At 54.6% G+C, this 15,845-nt stretch carries 13 protein-coding genes and 1 riboswitch; of the genes, 5 read left to right on the top strand and 8 right to left on the bottom strand.

What is annotated here, in order from left to right; genetic code table 11:
* Positions 1-7: 7 nt before the first annotated feature.
* The gene (locus JT31_RS08685) at positions 8-775 is read left to right on the top strand and encodes a DedA family protein (RefSeq protein ID WP_038475633.1); all 768 of its coding nucleotides are present in this window, start codon (positions 8-10) and stop codon (positions 773-775) included.
* Here the strand turns inward: JT31_RS08685 and thiQ are convergent.
* The 4 genes from thiQ to sgrR form a co-directional block, all read right to left on the bottom strand.
* Positions 772-1,470, bottom strand: coding sequence for a thiamine ABC transporter ATP-binding protein ThiQ (gene thiQ, locus JT31_RS08680; protein WP_038475631.1), 699 nt, complete (start codon positions 1,468-1,470; stop codon positions 772-774). The two genes, JT31_RS08685 and thiQ, sit on opposite strands and share 4 nt — an antisense overlap.
* Positions 1,454-3,064, bottom strand: coding sequence for a thiamine/thiamine pyrophosphate ABC transporter permease ThiP (thiP, locus tag JT31_RS08675; RefSeq protein WP_038475629.1), 1,611 nt, complete (start codon positions 3,062-3,064; stop codon positions 1,454-1,456). Before thiP ends, thiQ begins: the two co-directional genes overlap by 17 nt.
* Positions 3,040-4,023, bottom strand: a complete 984-nt coding sequence (gene thiB / locus JT31_RS08670) for a thiamine ABC transporter substrate binding subunit (protein WP_038475627.1) — start codon at positions 4,021-4,023, stop codon at positions 3,040-3,042. The genes thiP and thiB overlap by 25 nt, the downstream gene beginning before the upstream one ends.
* A 31-nt stretch (positions 4,024-4,054) precedes the next feature.
* A riboswitch (TPP riboswitch) is annotated at positions 4,055-4,156 on the bottom strand.
* Between the two features lie 49 nt (positions 4,157-4,205).
* Entirely contained in the window at positions 4,206-5,864 is a 1,659-nt protein-coding gene (gene sgrR / locus JT31_RS08665) for an HTH-type transcriptional regulator SgrR (protein WP_038475625.1), read from the bottom strand.
* An 87-nt stretch (positions 5,865-5,951) separates the two neighbouring features.
* Between sgrR and sgrT the strand changes: the two genes are divergently transcribed.
* On the top strand, positions 5,952-6,131 hold the full coding sequence (sgrT, locus tag JT31_RS08660) for a glucose uptake inhibitor SgrT (protein ID WP_038475623.1): 180 nt from the start codon (positions 5,952-5,954) through the stop codon (positions 6,129-6,131).
* Between the two features lie 113 nt (positions 6,132-6,244).
* Positions 6,245-7,423 (top strand): sugar efflux transporter, encoded by a 1,179-nt coding sequence (locus JT31_RS08655; protein ID WP_038475621.1) that lies wholly within the window; start codon positions 6,245-6,247, stop codon positions 7,421-7,423.
* A gap of 38 nt (positions 7,424-7,461) precedes the next feature.
* On the opposite strand, the gene leuD is transcribed toward JT31_RS08655, so the two are convergent.
* The 4 genes from leuD to leuA are packed head-to-tail and all read right to left on the bottom strand — an operon-like array spanning position 7,462 to position 12,150.
* Positions 7,462-8,067, bottom strand: coding sequence for a 3-isopropylmalate dehydratase small subunit (gene leuD, locus JT31_RS08650; RefSeq protein WP_038475619.1), 606 nt, complete (start codon positions 8,065-8,067; stop codon positions 7,462-7,464).
* A gap of 11 nt (positions 8,068-8,078) precedes the next feature.
* Positions 8,079-9,479, bottom strand: a complete 1,401-nt coding sequence (gene leuC, locus JT31_RS08645; protein WP_038475617.1) for a 3-isopropylmalate dehydratase large subunit — start codon at positions 9,477-9,479, stop codon at positions 8,079-8,081.
* A 2-nt stretch (positions 9,480-9,481) separates the two neighbouring features.
* The gene (gene leuB, locus JT31_RS08640) at positions 9,482-10,573 is read right to left on the bottom strand and encodes a 3-isopropylmalate dehydrogenase (protein WP_038475615.1); all 1,092 of its coding nucleotides are present in this window, start codon (positions 10,571-10,573) and stop codon (positions 9,482-9,484) included.
* Positions 10,573-12,150, bottom strand: a complete 1,578-nt coding sequence (gene leuA / locus JT31_RS08635; protein WP_038475613.1) for a 2-isopropylmalate synthase — start codon at positions 12,148-12,150, stop codon at positions 10,573-10,575. Before leuA ends, leuB begins: the two co-directional genes overlap by 1 nt.
* Positions 12,151-12,768: 618 nt before the next feature.
* Between leuA and leuO the strand changes: the two genes are divergently transcribed.
* Together leuO and ilvI are read left to right on the top strand one after the other, a co-directional pair.
* Positions 12,769-13,713, top strand: a complete 945-nt coding sequence (gene leuO, locus JT31_RS08630; protein ID WP_052048989.1) for a transcriptional regulator LeuO — start codon at positions 12,769-12,771, stop codon at positions 13,711-13,713.
* Between the two features lie 406 nt (positions 13,714-14,119).
* A complete protein-coding gene (ilvI, locus tag JT31_RS08625) occupies positions 14,120-15,844 on the top strand; it encodes an acetolactate synthase 3 large subunit (RefSeq protein ID WP_038475611.1) in 1,725 nt (574 codons plus the stop codon).
* The last annotated feature ends 1 nt before the right edge of the window (position 15,845 follow it).

The raw sequence follows: 15,845 nt of genomic DNA, 5'->3' as shown, positions 1-15,845 counted from the left end.
AAAGCTTATGGAATCCTTGCTGGAACACTTTATTACACAGTCAGTTGCATATTCGCTAATCGCGGTGATGCTGGTGGCCTTTCTTGAGTCGCTGGCGCTGGTGGGACTTATCCTGCCGGGCACGGTGATGATGGCCGGGCTTGGTGCGCTGATCGGCAGCGGTCAGGTTAATTTTTATTATGCCTGGGGGGCCGGAATCGTCGGCTGCCTGCTGGGGGACTGGATCTCGTTCTGGCTTGGACAGCGCTTCAAAGGCCCGCTGCACCGCTGGTCCTTTATGAAAAAGAACAAGGCGCTGCTGGATAAAACCGAGCATGCCCTGCATCAGCACAGCATGTTTACCATCCTGGTGGGGCGCTTTGTTGGCCCCACGCGCCCGCTGGTGCCGATGGTTGCCGGGATGCTGGATCTGCCGCTGGCGAAGTTTTTGCCGCCCAATATCATTGGCTGCCTGTTCTGGCCGCCGCTCTATTTTCTGCCGGGGATCCTCGCCGGGGCGGCGATCGACATTCCTGCTGACATGAAAAGCGCCAGCTTCAAATGGCTGCTGCTGGCGGTGGCGTTGCTGCTGTGGCTGGCCGCGTGGCTGTGCTGGCGCTGGTACCGCAGCGGCAAACGTGGCACGGACCGCCTGACGCGCTTTTTGCCGCGTTCTCGTCTGAACTGGCTGGCACCGCTAATGCTGGTGGCGGGCGTGGGCAGTTTTGTGGCAATGTTGCAGCACCCTTTGATGCCGGTTTACTGGGATATTCTGTGGAAGGTGCTGTCGCACTAATTGCCGATACCCAGCAGCGTCGAGGCGTTTGCCTCGCCGCTTAGCAGAGTGTCTGTCTCGCCGTCCCACGCGATACGCCCGTCTTTTACCACGATGCTGCGCCCGGCGATTCTGGCGGCATCTTCAATACTGTGGGATACCATCAGCAGCGTCATGTTTTGTTCCTGACAAAGCTCGTCGAGCAGCTGCAGCATCTCCTTACGTAGCGCGGGATCGAGCGCGGAGAAGGGTTCATCCAGCAGTAAAACAGGCTGCTGACGAACCAGGCACCGAGCCAGCGCAACACGCTGCCGCTGGCCGCCGGAAAGCTGAGACGGCAGGCGATCCAGCATCTCCGTCATCCCTACGCGTGCCGTTATCTCCAGCAGCCGCTGCTTCTGAGCATCATTGAACTTCATCCCCGGGTGCATTCCCAGGGCGATATTCTGCCGAACCGTCAGGTGGCTAAACAGATTATTTTCCTGAAAGAGCATGGAAACCGGGCGAGCCGAAGGTGGCGTCCGGGTATGCTCCACCCCGTTAATGATAATGCTGCCGCTCGCGGGCTGCAGAAACCCGGCAACCAGGCTCAACAACGTACTTTTCCCCGCACCGCTCGGCCCAAGGATCGCTACGCGCTCGCCCGCCGTAATCTTCAGAGAAAAACGCATCGGCAAGTGTTGGTACAGCCAGGTTACATCAGTCAGAGTTAGCATCTCGCCCCGGAAGTTTTTCAATCAAAGTAAACAGCATAAAACAAAGCAGCAGCAGGAGCAGCGCCGTGACCGCGCCGTCCTGGCTACGGTAGGACCCGATCTGCTGGTACAGCCAGAAAGGCAGCGTCCTGAAATCTTCGTTACCGAACAGCGCCACCACGCCGAAATCGCCAATCGACAACACGCAGGCAAAGGCCAGCGCCTGAGCTATAGGGCGTTTCAAAGCTTTTAACTCAATGAGCCTCAGACGATTAAAGCCCCGAATATCCAGCGACTGGCAAAGCTGCGAGTAGCGCTCGGCGACGTCGCGCATGGGATTTTCGAGCACTTTTTGGGCGTAGGGAATCGCCATCAGGGCGTTGGTAAAAATCACAATGCCATCGGCAGATTGCGGCAGGCCTACGGTATTATTGAGCAGCAGGAAGAAGCCGGTGGCGAGCACAATGCCCGGCATCGCCAGAATCAACATGCCGCTCAGCTCAATGGCCTGGCCGGCGAAAATACGATTGCGAAGCCGCAGCTCACGAGCGCTCCACAGCAGCATCAGGGCTAGCGTCACGCTAATCAGCCCGGCGGCAACGGCAATGCGCAGCGAAGTCCAAAGCGCGTTCCACAGTGCGGCCTGCTGCAATACGTTTCCCATGCTGCCATTAATGCCGTCCACCATTACCGCCAGCAGCGGCGGTAGAAGAAGAAGCAAGGCAACAAGGATAAGCAGGGCGTCACAGATCTTCCTGCGCAGAGAATCCTGCGGATCGCGCCAGCCCTGAAGCTGGCTTACGCCGACAGGAATTGCCTTGCTTAGCTTCTGGCTGAGCAGCACCAGGCCAAGGCAACATGCCATTTGCAGCAGGGCCAACAGCGCCGCTTTGGCCGGATCGTAGTCGTAGCTTAGCGCCTGAAAAATAGCGAGTTCGATGGTGGTCGCCTGCGGGCCGCCGCCCAGCGAAAGCACGGTGGCGAAGCTTGCGAAGCAAAGCATGAAAATCAGCGCCCCTACCGGAAGTATTTGCCTGCGCAGCCAGGGCCATTCGACAAAACGGAAAAAGTGCCAGCCCTGCATATTCAGCTGAGCGGCAAGCTGGCGCTGCTCGGTGGGGATGTTATCCAGCGCCTGAAGCAGCAGGCGGGTCGCCATCGGCATATTAAAGAAAACGTGCGCCAGCAAAATTCCCTGCAGCCCATAAGGGGAAAAACGCCATTCCAGACCAAGCCAGCCGCTTAGCGTTGCCAGCCAGCCTTCACGCCCGTAAACGGAGAGAATGCCGAATACCGCAACCAGCACCGGCAGAACCAGCGTCATGGCACAAAGCCGCAGCAGCGCCATTCGGCCAGGAAAACGGCGTCGGTACAGCGCCCGGGCTAAAAATATCGCCGGGAAAACGGAGAGTGCCGCAGAAAGAAACGCCTGCCAGAACGAGAAGCGCAGGACGTGCCAAAGGTAGCTGTCCTGCAAAAGAGCAAAGACATCCGTCTGCGGGGCGTTAAGCCACAGCGCCAGAAAAGCCGCCAGGGCTACCGCCACGATAAGCATCGCGGCAAATAGCCCTGGATACAGCCAGCCGGGTATTAGCGGCTGACGGCGCGTTGCCATTCATTAATCCATGCTGCGCGCTGGGTGGCGACCTGCTGAGGCGTAAATTCCAGCGTGGTTTTTGGTTTTACCAGCCCGTCGAAGCCAGCAGGCAGCGCCACGCTAGTGACCGGGTACATCCAGTTGCCGGTTGCAATGGTGTTCTGGAAACCAGGCGTGGTGATGAACTTAATAAACTTCTCGGCAAGTTCTGGCTGCTTGCTGTTCGCCAGTCGGCCTGCGACTTCAACCTGCAGATAATGCCCTTCGCTGAAGTCGGCCGCGGCGTAGTTGTCCTTCTTCTCTTCGATGATGTGGTAGGCCGGCGACGTGGTGTAGCTCAGCACCAGATCGGCTTCGCCTTTCAGGAACAGGCCGTAAGCTTCGCTCCAGCCTTTGGTTACGGTGACGGTTTTCTTCGCCAGCTTTTGCCAGGCTTCCGGAGTTTTATCGCCATAGACTTTTTGCATCCACAGCAGCAGGCCAAGCCCCGGCGTACTGGTGCGCGGATCTTCGTATATCACCTTCCATTTCTGGTCGCCTTCAACCAGCTCTTTCAGGCTCTTCGGCGGATTTTTTAGCTTGTTCTTGTCGTAAACGAAAGCGAAGTAGCCGTAGTCGTAAGGAACGAAGGTGCTGTTCTTCCAGCCGCCGGGCACCTGTAGGGCGCTGGTTTCGACGTTAGAAGGGGCAAACAGTTTGGTTTGCGAGGCCGCGTCCAGCAGGTTGTTATCCAATCCCAGCACGACGTCTGCTTTGCTGTTCTTGCCTTCCATGCGCACGCGGTTCAACAGCGAAACGCCATCTTCCAGCGCCACGAATTTCAGTTCGCAGTGACAGTCGGCTTCAAACGCTTTTTTCACCGCCGGGCCAGGGCCCCAGTCGGCGGCAAACGAGTCGTAGGTGTAGACGGTTAATACGGGCCTGGCGAAAACGGGCGCGGCAACCAGCGCCAGCAGCGGCAGAAATTTTTTGAACACTTTGCACCTCAATAAAAGGGGGCAAAGGAATTGAGCGGAGTGTCTCAAATCCCTTCGCCGGCGTTATCCGGATCAGGTTCGACGGGTATTATCTCAGCTCGGACAAACTGTCCTGGCACCCCGTTGAGCAGGAGGGATTCTACTGACTTCCCCCGGATTGCGAAAGCTGTGTTACGAAAACGTTAGGGGCCAGGCGGAGCAAACCAGGCTGATTTAAAATCAAACCAGCCCAGCGTGTTCATGCGCACGCCGCGCATGCTGCGCTGGCCTTCAATGCGTAACCAGTGGTGAATCAACGGGATAACGTCATTGCGCTCGAGCATTTGCCTGCTCCATTCCGGCAGCGCCAGCGTTTTACTGTGCCAGCGGCGGGCATCGCCCTGCCAGTCGATCGGGATGCACTTTTGAATCAGAGGGACTTCATAAAGCTGGGCAAACAGGGAATATTCCAGCGGCATGGTGAAGTTCACGCTGTTCAGCCAGATATCGCTTTCGGCGTCGCCCTGATGCCACTCAGCATAATCGATCTCCTGAATAATCAGTTTCACGCCCTGCTCGGCCAGCAGTTCGGTCATGATGTTACTGATCACCCGATGCTCTACGTGATCGCGATAGTAGGTGAGGGTGATGCTTTCAAGCCCGGCAGGTTTGGCGGTAAGTGGCCCCGGGCGCGAGTGGTGCCAGCGCGGCAGTAGGCCATAGGCAGGGAACCAGTATTGCTGGTACTGCTCGGCCGCGCGGTAAATAAGGTTAACCGGCGAGAGAATATGGCCAATCCACTGGCGGACGCTTTCATGCAGGCCAAGTCTGGAGCGGCTATCAAACAGCAAATAGTAGCACCCCTCTTCCGGGCGGCTTTCTACGGCTTTCTCGCTGTCCGGCATGCCCTGAAGCTGAACGCCACAGCTCGACTCTTCACCCACCTCGGGCAAGACCCAGAAGTTAACCTCGTCTATCAGCGCCCTGAAGCCAAAATAATCATCAAAAGCGTGAATCTTCAGCTGGTTACGGTTATTCCGAGCGACGGAATAAGGCCCTGTACCGACCGGCTGGCTGGCGAAATCGGACATCGTTGTCCATTCGCGCGGTAGGATCATGGCGTTCACGCTGCCCAGCAGCCACGGCAGCCAGTCATCCGGCTGGCTGAGGTGAATATCCAGCGTCCAGGTCGTCGGCGAGGTTATCTGCGTGATGTGGGCAAACAGCGGCAGGGTGTTGATGCGCTGCAGGGAAGAGATGATATCCAGCATGTCCAGCTCACGGCCGTGATGGAAATGAATGCCGGGGCGGAGGAAGAAACGCCAGCGTAAAGGGGAAATTTGCTGCCAGTGATGGGCAATATCCGCTTCGAGTTCCCCATTTTCCTCATTTATTCGCGTCAGGCCGCTGAAAATCTGGCGGGCAATGTGGGTTTCGGAGCGCCTGAGCGCCGAACCGGGCAGCAGATTCAGCAGCGGGCGATAGTAAAGGACGCGAAGAATATGCCGGCCCTGGCGGAAGCTGCGCCCTAAATGAGAGATAAGCATCTGCCGCACCGCGGCCTTGTCGCCGACGATCTGCACCAGCTGATCGATTCGATCCTGTTCCAGAAGGTCTTCCGCCCGCTGCTGCTGGAGCGCCAGCCCCGTATAAAGGAAAGTGAGCTGTGACCGTTTGCCCCTCCCTGCTTCTGCCTGCCAGCTTAGCCAGCCTTTTTCCTGCATGGCGTTGAGTAAGGTCCGCATATGACGGCGGGAGCAGTTGAGCAATTCCGCTAAATCATTCAGCGTGGTTTCCTGAGGCTTGCCTTCGCAGCATTGCCACAGGCGGATGAACTGTTGTTGCAGACGAGATGAGGACATAAAAGAGGAACTCCCGGCGGAAACTCATCAATTTAACTTTCCCTATATTACGTCAATAATCATCAGCGATGAAGCGAGGAGGTGTTTATGAAGCGGTCATCACCTGCGAGGTTTTTCCAACAGTACTTTGCCGCAACGCAGTTTGTTTGTTCTGGATGGCTGGCTCGCCTGACGGTGGAACAAAGACTAAGGATGCTCGAAGACTTGATGCAGTGGGAGGTTACAACCCCGATGCCCGAGAACGCCAACACGCCGACTCATGTGTGACTGAGTATTGGTGCTTTTACCACGCCAGCAGCTGTTTACTGCTGGCTTTTTTCGTTTAATCTTTACGCATTTAGCGAATACCTCTGACTACACCCTCCTTTTAAGGACAGCTCATGCTCTGGTTTTTGACCCGCGCACGTCGTTTTAACCCCGTTTATGCTGCCTTTATGGCCGTGTCTTTTATGATTGGCGTGGCCGGTGCGCTGCAGGCCCCGACGCTCAGCCTCTTTTTAACCCGCGAAGTTGAAGTTCGGCCCTTCTGGGTTGGTCTGTTCTATACCGTTAATGCGATTGCCGGGATCGCCGTAAGCCTGCTGCTGGCAAAAAGATCGGATAGCCGGGGAGATCGTCGCAAACTGATTATGGTTTGCTGCGCGATGGCGGTGGCAAACAGCGTTCTTTTTGCCTTCAACCGGCATTATCTGACGCTGATTACGCTCGGCGTGATGTTTGCCTCCATCGCCAATACCGCTATGCCGCAGATTTTTGCCCTGGCGCGTGAATATGCCGATCGTTCCGCTCGTGAAGTGGTGATGTTCAGCTCGATCATGCGTGCGCAGCTTTCCCTTGCCTGGGTTATCGGGCCGCCGCTTTCCTTTATGCTGGCGCTAAAGTATGGCTTCACCACCATGTTTCTTATTGCTGCCGGGATATTTGTTATCTCGCTGCTGCTGATTGTGTTTGCTCTGCCTTCGGTTGCCCGAGCCGAGCCCTCCGCCGAAGTGGCGATAACGGAGGTCAGCGGCTGGAAGGACAGCAACGTGCGGATGCTGTTTGTCGCTTCGATGCTGATGTGGACCTGCAACACCATGTACATCATCGATATGCCGCTGTGGATAAGCCAGGATCTCGGGCTGCCGGATGAGCTGGCGGGCTTATTGATGGGCACGGCCGCCGGGCTGGAGATCCCCGCCATGATCCTCGCCGGCTACTACGTGAAGCGCTTTGGGAAACGTAACATGATGGTGGCGGCGGTGGCTGCGGGCGTGCTGTTTTACCTTGGGCTAATCCTGTTTCACTCTAAAACTGCGCTGGTGGTGTTGCAGCTGTTTAACGCGGTGTTTATCGGGATTATTGCCGGGATTGGGATGCTGTGGTTCCAGGATTTGATGCCGGGAAGGCCGGGCTCTGCGACAACGCTGTTCACCAACAGCATTTCAACGGGCGTGATTTTAGCCGGCGTACTGCAGGGGGCACTGGCGGAAGGTTTTGGTCACTACTCTGTGTACTGGCTGATGGCAGGACTTGCGGTTGTTGCCCTGTTTCTCACCAGCCGGGTGAAGAACATTTGAGGGCTTCCCCTCTCCCATCTGGAAGAGGGGAAAACAGCTTACTGCATAAATGCAGGCAGCTTTTTCTCGTAGCCGGAAATGGCGGCTTCGTGCTGTAGCGTCAGGCCGATGCTGTCCAGGCCGTTCAGCATGCAGTGGCGGCGGAAACTGTCGAGTTCGAACGAATAGCTTTTCTCACCCGCCTGAACCGTTTGGGCCTCCAGGTCGACGACAAACTTAATGCCCGGCTGGGCTTCGACCAGCTTAAACAGCTCGTCCACCTGTTCGTCGCTCAGAATGACCGGCAGCAGCTGGTTGTTAAACGAGTTGCCGTAGAAGATATCGGCGAAGCTTGGCGCAATCACCACTTTGAAGCCGTAATCGGTCAGTGCCCACGGCGCGTGCTCACGGGAAGAGCCGCAGCCGAAGTTTTCACGCGCCAGCAGGATAGAAGCGCCTTTAAATTCCGGGTAGTTCAGAACGAACTCCGGGTTAGGCTGCTGCCCGGCATCGTCCAGAAAACGCCAGTCGTTAAACAGGTGAGCGCCAAAACCGGTGCGGGTGACCTTCTGCAAAAACTGCTTCGGGATAATGGCATCGGTATCGACGTTCGCCGCGTCCAGCGGAACGACCAGGCCGGTATGTTGGATAAATTTCTCTGCCATGGTGGTTCCTCTTATTTCAGTGTACGAATATCGGCAAAATGACCGGCCACAGCGGCAGCGGCGGCCATTGCAGGGCTGACCAGATGGGTGCGCCCCCCGCGGCCCTGACGGCCTTCGAAGTTACGGTTGCTGGTGGAGGCACAGCGTTCGCCCGGATTCAGGCGGTCGTTGTTCATTGCCAGGCACATTGAGCAACCCGGCAGGCGCCATTCAAAACCGGCTTCAATAAAGATCTTATCCAGCCCTTCTGACTCGGCCTGAGCTTTTACCGGACCGGAGCCCGGTACAACCATCGCCAGCACGCCTGGCGCGACTTTACGGCCTTTGGCGATTTCTGCGGCAGCACGCAGGTCTTCGATGCGTGAGTTGGTACAGGAGCCGATAAAGACTTTGTCGATGGCCACTTCGGTCAGCGGAATACCCGGCTTCAGGCCCATATAAGCCAGCGCTTTTTCGGCCGATGCGCGTTCAACCGGATCGCTAAAGGATTCTGGGTTAGGGATGTTGTCGGTAACAGAAATCACCTGGCCGGGGTTGGTTCCCCAGGTGACCTGCGGGGCAATGTCGGCGGCGTCCAACGTTACGATGGTGTCGAACTTCGCGCCTTCGTCGGTGCTGAAGGTTTTCCAGTATTCGACGGCTTCATCCCAGTCAGTACCTTTTGGTGCATGCAGGCGGCCTTTAACATATTCGAAGGTGGTTTCATCCGGTGCGACAATCCCGGCTTTGGCCCCCATTTCGATAGCCATGTTGCACAGCGTCATGCGGCCTTCCATGCTCAGGGCACGGATAGCGTCTCCGCAAAATTCAACCACGTGGCCGGTGCCGCCGGCGCTGCCGGTTTTGCCGATGATCGCCAGCACGATATCTTTGGCGGTGATCCCCGGAGCCGCTTTGCCTTTCACTTCAATTTTCATGGTTTTCGCACGACCCTGTTTCAGGGTCTGCGTCGCCAGCACGTGTTCGACTTCGGAGGTACCGATGCCGAAAGCCAGCGCGCCGAATGCGCCGTGGGTCGCGGTGTGGGAGTCGCCACACACGATGGTCATGCCTGGCAGCGTAATCCCTTGTTCAGGCCCCATGACGTGAACGATGCCCTGAAAAGGGTGATTCAAATCGTACAGCTCAACGCCAAACTCTGCGCAGTTCTTCATCAGCTCCTGCATCTGGATTCGTGCCATCTCGCCGGAGGCGTTGATATCCTTAGTTTGGGTCGACACGTTGTGATCCATGGTGGCGAAGGTTTTCCCCGGCTGGCGAACCGGGCGGCCGTGGGCACGCAGCCCGTCAAAGGCCTGTGGGGAAGTCACTTCATGCACCAGATGGCGGTCGATGTACAGCAGCGGCGTCTCTTCCGGGGCTTCATACACGACGTGGGCGTCGTACAACTTCTGATATAAGGTTTTGGCCATGATTACTTCCCCTGAGCTACGTAGCGGGCAATGATGTCGCCCATTTCGTCGGTGCTGATTGCGTTGCCTTCGCGGGCTAAATCACCGGTGCGATGGCCTTCTTCTAACGCGCGATTGATGGCGCTTTCGATAGCCTGGGCGGCTTCTTCGGCATTCAGGCTGTAGCGCAGCAGCAGCGCCAGGGACAGGATCTGCGCGATAGGGTTGGCAATGTTTTTGCCCGCGATATCAGGTGCGGAGCCGCCCGCGGGTTCGTACAGGCCAAAGCCCTGTTCGTTGAGGCTGGCGGAAGGCAACATGCCCATAGAACCGGTGATCATGGCGCATTCGTCGGACAGAATGTCGCCGAACAGGTTGGAGCACAGCAGCACGTCGAACTGGGACGGATCTTTAATTAACTGCATGGTGGCGTTGTCGATATACATGTGGGACAGCGACACATCAGGGTATTCTTTGGCGATTTCGTTGACGATTTCACGCCATAACAGCGACGTTTGCAGCACGTTTGCTTTATCTATAGAGGTCACTTTGCTGCGGCGCTTACGGGCAGATTCAAAGGCGATACGCGCAATACGTTCAATCTCAAAACGATGATAAACCTCGGTATCGTAGGCCTTCTCATGCATACCGCTGCCTTCGCGGCCTTTCGGCTGCCCGAAGTAGATCCCACCGGTCAGTTCGCGAACGCACAGGATATCGAAGCCGTTTGCCGCGATGTCGGCGCGCAGCGGGCAAAACTCTTCCAGCCCCTGGTACAGGCGAGCCGGGCGCAGGTTGCTGAACAGTTTGAAATGCTTACGCAGCGGCAGCAGGGCGCCACGCTCTGGCTGCCCGGCCGGTGGCAGATGTTCCCACTTAGGGCCGCCTACCGAGCCAAACAAAATAGCATCAGCCTGCTCGCAGCCTTCTACCGTGGCCGGCGGCAGCGGGCTGCCGTGGCGATCGATGGCGGCACCACCGACGTCATAGGTGCTGGTGCTGATGCGAAGATCAAAACGGTGACGAATAGCATCCAGTACTTTCAAGGCCTGAGCCATCACTTCCGGGCCAATACCGTCACCCGGCAAAACTGCAATATGATAATTTTTCGACATTACACGGTTTCCTGATTTTGTTCTTTATTCTGATGTTGAGCTTTGCGTTGCAATTCTTTTTCGACTTCACCGGCGCGCCAGATGTTGTTCAGCACGTGCACCATCGCTTTAGCAGAGGATTCGACAATGTCGGTTGTCAGACCCACGCCGTGGAAGCGGCGGCCGTTGTAATCCACCACGATATCGACCTGGCCCAGCGCATCTTTGCCCTGGCCTTTGGCGCTCAGGCTGTATTTCACCAGTTCAATGTTGTAATCGGTGATGCGGTTAATCGCCTGATAAACAGCATCGACCGGGCCGTTGCCGTTTGCCGCTTCGGCTTTAATCTCTTCGCCACAAACCAGCTTCACGGAGGCGGTAGCAATGCCGTTAGAGGCAGACTGCACGCTGAAATAATCCAGGCTGAAGTGTTCTGGTTCTTCCTGCTGCTTGTTGATGAAGGCCAGTGCTTCCAGGTCGTAGTCGAAGACCTGACCTTTTTTGTCCGCCAGTTTCAGGAAGGCGTCGTACAGATTATCCAGGTTGTAATCGGCCTCTTTATAGCCCATCTCGTCCATGCGGTGTTTCACGGCCGCACGGCCGGAGCGTGAAGTCAGGTTCAGCTGTACCTGATTCAGGCCGATGGATTCCGGCGTCATGATTTCGTAGTTTTCGCGATTTTTCAGCACGCCATCCTGGTGGATACCGGAGGAGTGAGCGAAGGCGCCGGTGCCGACGATGGCTTTGTTTGCCGGAACAGGCATGTTGCAGATCTGGCTGACCATCTGGCTGGTGCGCCAGATTTCCTGGTGATTGATGTTAGTGTGCAGGTTCATGATGTCTTTGCGCACTTTGATAGCCATGATCACTTCTTCCAGCGAGCAGTTACCCGCCCGCTCGCCGATGCCGTTCATCGCCCCCTCAACCTGGCGAGCACCCGCATGGACTGCGGCCATGGCATTACCTACGGCCAGACCCAGGTCGTCGTGGGTGTGCACGGAAATAATCGCTTTATCGATATTTGGCACTCGCTCGTACAGGCCGGTGATGATGTTGGAAAACTCAAACGGCATGGTGTAGCCGACGGTATCAGGAATGTTAATGGTGGTGGCGCCAGCGCTGATAGCGGCTTCCACTACGCGGGCCAAATCGGCAATCGGCGTGCGGCCAGCATCTTCACAGGAAAACTCTACGTCATCGGTATAGTTACGGGCGCGTTTCACCATATATATAGCGCGCTCAATCACTTCGTCCAGCGTACTGCGCAGCTTAGTCGCAATGTGCATAGGGGAGGTGGCGATGAAAGTGTGGATTCGGAAGGCTTCAGCAACTTTTAAAGATTCAGCGGCAACATCAATGTCTTTTTCTACGCAGCGAGCCAAACCACAAACTCGGCTGTTTTTAATGTTGCGGGCGATGGTCTGTACGGATTCGAAATCGCCAGGAGAAGAAACGGGGAAACCGACTTCCATTACGTCTACGCCCATACGCTCCAGCGCCATAGCAATCTGCAGCTTCTCTTTCACGCTCAGGCTTGCCTGTAAAGCCTGTTCACCGTCGCGCAATGTAGTATCAAAAATAATGACTTGCTGGCTCATGGTTCGGTCCTTTATCTCTTTGGGCGCCTTCGCGAGAGCATAAAAAAACCCGCGCATTGGCGCGGGTTTTTTCTGTCTGGAGGCTTGAATCAACGCTGATTGTCGCCCACCAGTCTACCGCGCAAATAAGATGCGTTTAGTAGTAGACCAAGTAGGCGGAAGGTGCGATTCATGTTTCAAGCCCTGTGCAATTTCGTGATGTATTTATTGGTACTTGATCTCACTGCAGGTGTCAACCCTTAGGCCGATAGAGGGGGCGCTGGGACGTTGAGTTTGCGAGGCGTATTCAGTGAAAAACACCGGGAAAAAGAGTTTTCTTAATATATTAATTAAGATGAAAAGTTATAGCTCTGTCTGATAATACGTTTAATTTCATAAATTCACCTTATGAATGTGGTAGAACTTATGTATTACTCATCAATTGGGAAAACTTGCTCATCATAAAGTTTTAGCTTCTTTATAATGATGGCGTCTTACGCTATATCTGTATGCTGCATTGTTATTAAGCGTGTTTGTAAGATGATTTACTAAAAATAATATTTACCAGATGACCATAAACAACGGAACTTCCAATTTATGCATTGTGGAATGGAACCCAATTCATTACTGGAGTAGAAAATGGATTATCAGTTGAATAAGAGTCTGGGGACTCTGGATACAATAAAGCCAAGGTTGCGTCATGTAGACTTAAATCTGTTGACGGTGTTTGACACGGTGATGAGAGCGCAAAGCATTACAGGAGCTGCCAGGTTGTTGGGGATGTCTCAGCCAGCAGTCAGTAACGCGGTGTCTCGCCTGAAGGTTACGTTTAACGATGAGTTATTTGTACGCGATGGGCGAACGATACAACCCACGGCAAGAGCATTTGAGCTTTATGATGTTGTTCGTGATGCTTTACAGATGGTCCAGAATGAACTGCCCGAAGGCGATTTTGAACCCCTGAGAAGCAAACGGCAGTTTACGCTTTGCGTGGCGAGCCCCCTGGACAGCAAAATAATGTCGCTCGTTCTGGATGCAATTAAACACACTGCACCTCATGTTCAGTTAATTTTTAAATCTTCTTTTAACGAGGATATTGAAAGACAGTTACGCTATCAGGAAGTTGATTTCTTGATTTGCTATGACGAAACTATACGTCCAGGTTTTAAAAAAATTCCTCTTTTCGAAGATGAAGTCGTTTTAGTGACGGGAAAAGAACATCCTGGCTTTCGTTCGCCATTGACCGTACGAGACTTTTATCATCAACAGCATGCGGTGGTTTCGCCTGAATGCTACGGTTCATTCAGTTTGCCCTGGTATGACACATTGAATAAGCAAAGCGCTATTGCCTATCAGGGGATGGCGATCACCTGCGTATTGAACGTGGTTTCGCAGACCAAAATGGTGGCAGTCGCGCCCCGCTGGCTGGTTGATAGTGTATCTACTGATTTGAATCTTAAGGTATTCCCTGTGCCTTTCATGAAGAAACAGCTTACCTGTTATTTATCGTGGTATGGCTCTGCGGGGCAGGATAAGGGGCATTTGTGGATGCAGAATCAGATAGCGAAAAGCTGCTGCCAATAAACGAGGTAACGTCTTTTGATTTGCGGGTCTAAACAGCCCGTTTTTTCTTTGTTTTTATAAAAAAACAATATTTTCTACTTTAGCACTTCCTGACGCTCCCTTTCCGGCAACACTAAAATGCTAAATTAATACATAACGAGCTGTATTTGCCCGCATCTTTGACATATTCGTCAACAGCCACCCTCCGGATTCAGTCGATCGCTCCGTTATGCGTGGTTTTTGTAGCGGTGAGAGTAAATTCTTATCTCTCACTAGCCGGGGCAGGTAATTGCCTGTCGGATCCCGAGCGGTTATGTTAATGGGCTAAACCTATAAAAAAGATACAGGCAGACACACAACCTGTCGCAACGACGGCGCGAAAATGATTTCTGCGTGCGGTCACAAACGTGAGCCTGGAGGCAAAACCATGGAGATGTTGTCAGGAGCCGAGATGGTCGTCCGGTCGTTAATCGATCAGGGCGTTAAGCAGGTATTCGGCTATCCGGGAGGCGCGGTACTCGATATTTACGACGCGCTTCATACTATGGGCGGAATTGATCATGTACTGGTGCGTCATGAGCAGGCCGCAGTGCATATGGCTGACGGCCTTGCACGTGCAACGGGTGAGACGGGGGTCGTACTCGTCACCTCCGGTCCCGGTGCTACCAACGCGATTACCGGCATCGCCACAGCCTATATGGACTCTATTCCTATGGTGGTGTTGTCCGGGCAGGTTGCAACGTCTTTGATTGGCTACGACGCCTTTCAAGAGTGCGATATGGTCGGTATCTCCCGCCCGGTGGTGAAACACAGCTTCTTAGTTAAGCAGGTTGAAGATATTCCGGGCATCATCAAAAAAGCGTTCTGGCTGGCCTCAAGCGGCCGACCAGGGCCAGTTGTTGTGGATTTACCGAAAGACATCATGAGCCCGCTGAATAAGCTGCCGTATGCCTGGCCTGAAGCTGTCAGTATGCGTTCTTATAACCCTACGACACAGGGCCACAAAGGGCAGATTAAACGTGCCCTGCAGACCCTTATTGCGGCTAAAAAGCCGGTGATGTATGTGGGCGGTGGCGCTATCAATTCAGCATGTGATGCAGAGCTGCTGGCGCTTGCTGAGAAACTCAATATTCCGGTTGTTTCTTCGTTAATGGGGCTGGGGGCGTTCCCGGCTACGCATCGACAGGCTCTGGGCATGCTTGGCATGCATGGCACCTATGAAGCGAACATGACGATGCATAATTCGGACGTGATCTTCGCCGTAGGCGTTCGCTTTGATGACCGTACTACCAACAACCTCGCTAAGTACTGCCCGAATGCGACGGTACTGCATATTGATATCGACCCAACGTCTATTTCCAAAACTGTCGCAGCGGATATTCCGATTGTGGGCGATGCCCATCAGGCTCTTACCCAGATGCTGGAGTTGCTTGCTCAGGAAGAAACGCAGCAGTCCGGGGATGACATTCGGGACTGGTGGCAGCAGATAGAGCATTGGCGGGCTCGTCAGTGTCTTGAATTTGACCGCACCAGTGAGGCGATTAAGCCGCAGGCAGTCATTGAAACGGCTTATCGCCTGACAAACGGCGAGGCTTATGTGACCTCTGATGTGGGTCAGCATCAGATGTTTGCCGCGCTCTACTATCCGTTTGATAAGCCGCGCCGTTGGATAAATTCCGGTGGCCTGGGCACGATGGGCTTTGGTCTTCCTGCCGCTCTTGGCGTCAAGATGGCACTCCCGGATGAGACGGTTATTTGTGTCACCGGTGATGGCAGTATTCAGATGAACATTCAGGAGCTTTCCACCGCGCTTCAGTACGGCTTGTCGGTTCTGGTCCTTAACCTCAATAACCGCTATCTCGGTATGGTCAAGCAGTGGCAGGACATGATCTATTCAGGCCGTCACTCCCAGTCGTATATGGAGTCTCTCCCGGACTTTGTCCGTCTGGCAGAGGCTTATGGGCATGTTGGGATTAGCATCACCAGGCCGGAAGAGCTTGAAAGCAAGCTTGCCCAGGCGCTGGAAACCGTTCGCGGTGGCCGCCTGGTGTTTGTTGATGTGACGGTTGATGGTACTGAACACGTTTATCCTATGCAGATTCGCGGCGGCGGAATGGATGAAATGTGGTTAAGCAAAACGGAGAGAACCTGAT

Source organism: Cedecea neteri (genome assembly GCF_000757825.1).
In the GTDB taxonomy this organism is placed as follows: domain Bacteria; phylum Pseudomonadota; class Gammaproteobacteria; order Enterobacterales; family Enterobacteriaceae; genus Cedecea; species Cedecea selenatireducens.
This window is presented reverse-complemented; position numbering and strand designations above follow the sequence as displayed.

Coding starts and splice junctions, on each gene's coding strand:
- JT31_RS08685 (WP_038475633.1), top strand. CDS start 8: ATGGAATCCTTGCTGGAACACTTTATTACACAGTCAGTTGCATATTCG.
- thiQ (WP_038475631.1), bottom strand. CDS start 1,470: ATGCTAACTCTGACTGATGTAACCTGGCTGTACCAACACTTGCCGATG.
- thiP (WP_038475629.1), bottom strand. CDS start 3,064: ATGGCAACGCGCCGTCAGCCGCTAATACCCGGCTGGCTGTATCCAGGG.
- sgrR (WP_038475625.1), bottom strand. CDS start 5,864: ATGTCCTCATCTCGTCTGCAACAACAGTTCATCCGCCTGTGGCAATGC.
- sgrT (WP_038475623.1), top strand. CDS start 5,952: ATGAAGCGGTCATCACCTGCGAGGTTTTTCCAACAGTACTTTGCCGCA.
- JT31_RS08655 (WP_038475621.1), top strand. CDS start 6,245: ATGCTCTGGTTTTTGACCCGCGCACGTCGTTTTAACCCCGTTTATGCT.
- leuD (WP_038475619.1), bottom strand. CDS start 8,067: ATGGCAGAGAAATTTATCCAACATACCGGCCTGGTCGTTCCGCTGGAC.
- leuC (WP_038475617.1), bottom strand. CDS start 9,479: ATGGCCAAAACCTTATATCAGAAGTTGTACGACGCCCACGTCGTGTAT.
- leuB (WP_038475615.1), bottom strand. CDS start 10,573: ATGTCGAAAAATTATCATATTGCAGTTTTGCCGGGTGACGGTATTGGC.
- leuA (WP_038475613.1), bottom strand. CDS start 12,150: ATGAGCCAGCAAGTCATTATTTTTGATACTACATTGCGCGACGGTGAA.
- leuO (WP_052048989.1), top strand. CDS start 12,769: ATGGATTATCAGTTGAATAAGAGTCTGGGGACTCTGGATACAATAAAG.
- ilvI (WP_038475611.1), top strand. CDS start 14,120: ATGGAGATGTTGTCAGGAGCCGAGATGGTCGTCCGGTCGTTAATCGAT.